Raw genomic sequence first — 1083 nt, forward strand, 5'->3', positions numbered from 1 at the left:
GCGCGTTGACGCACAGCGCGGCGATCGCCTTCGGGTAGTCGCCGCCGCTGAACACCGCCGAGCCGGCCACCAGCGTGTCGGCGCCGGCGGCCACCACGCGCCCGATGTTGTTCGCGTTGATGCCGCCGTCGACCTCGAGCCAGACCTCGCGCCCGCTCGCGTCGATGCGGCGCCGCGCGGCCTCGATCTTCGGCAGCACGCCCTCGATGAAGGCCTGGCCGCCGAAGCCCGGGTTGACGCTCATCAGCAGCACCAGGTCGAGCTGGTCGAGCAGGTGGTCCAGCACGTTCAGCGGCGTCGCCGGGTTCAGCGCCAGGCCGGCCTTCACGCCGAACGAGCGGATCAGCTGCACCGTGCGGTCGACGTGCTCGCTGGCCTGCGGATGGAAGGAGATGATGGACGCGCCGGCCTGCGCGAACATCGGGATCAGCGCATCGACCGGCTTGACCATCAGGTGCACGTCGATCGGCACCGGCCGGTCGCCGCGCCGGCAGTACGGCGCAATCGCCTGGCACACCATCGGCCCGATCGTCAGGTTGGGCACGTAGTGGTTGTCCATCACGTCGACGTGGATCAGGTCGGCGCCGGCGGCGATGACCGCGCGCACCTCGTCGCCCAGGCGCGCGAAATCGGCCGACAACAGGCTGGGCGCGATGCGGATGGCGGGGTTCATCAACGCGCCTCCTGGTACAGCGCCTGCACCGGCGACGCGGCGCGGGCCGGGCGCGCGGTGCGGATCAGCGCGTCGAGGCCGAGGCCGGCCAGGCTGGGCAGCACCAGGCCGGCGCCGCGGAAGTCGCCGTCCTGGGTCCAGAAGGTCGGCGTCACCAGCGTCCACAGGCCGGCGGCCGTGGCGGCACGCAGCCCGTGCGCCGAATCCTCGATGGCCAGCGCCTGCTCCGGCGGCAGGCCCAGCGTGTCGAGCGCGAGCCGGTAGATGTCGGGGGCCGGCTTCTTTGCGCGCACCTGGTCGCCGCAGGCGATCACCGCGAACAGGTCGAGCCCGCGCGGCCCCAGCGTGGCGTTGAGCAGCGCGTTGATGTTGGCGGCGGTGGTGGTGCTCGCGATCGCCAGGTGCAAGCC

Annotated in this window: 2 protein-coding genes; both read right to left on the minus strand. The window is 72.5% G+C overall.

Going from position 1 to position 1083, the window contains the following annotated elements; translation table 11 throughout:
• A partial coding sequence (gene rpe, locus AC1D01_RS36000) for a ribulose-phosphate 3-epimerase (RefSeq protein WP_477874502.1) occupies positions 1 to 673 on the minus strand: 673 nt, incomplete at its 3' end.
• Positions 673 to 1083, minus strand: a 411-nt coding sequence (locus AC1D01_RS36005; RefSeq protein ID WP_477874504.1) for an HAD-IA family hydrolase, incomplete at its 5' end; no start/stop codon positions are given. The genes rpe and AC1D01_RS36005, both read right to left, overlap by 1 nt.

The sequence above is a fragment of the Rhizobacter sp. P3_B12 genome, from assembly GCF_056402895.1.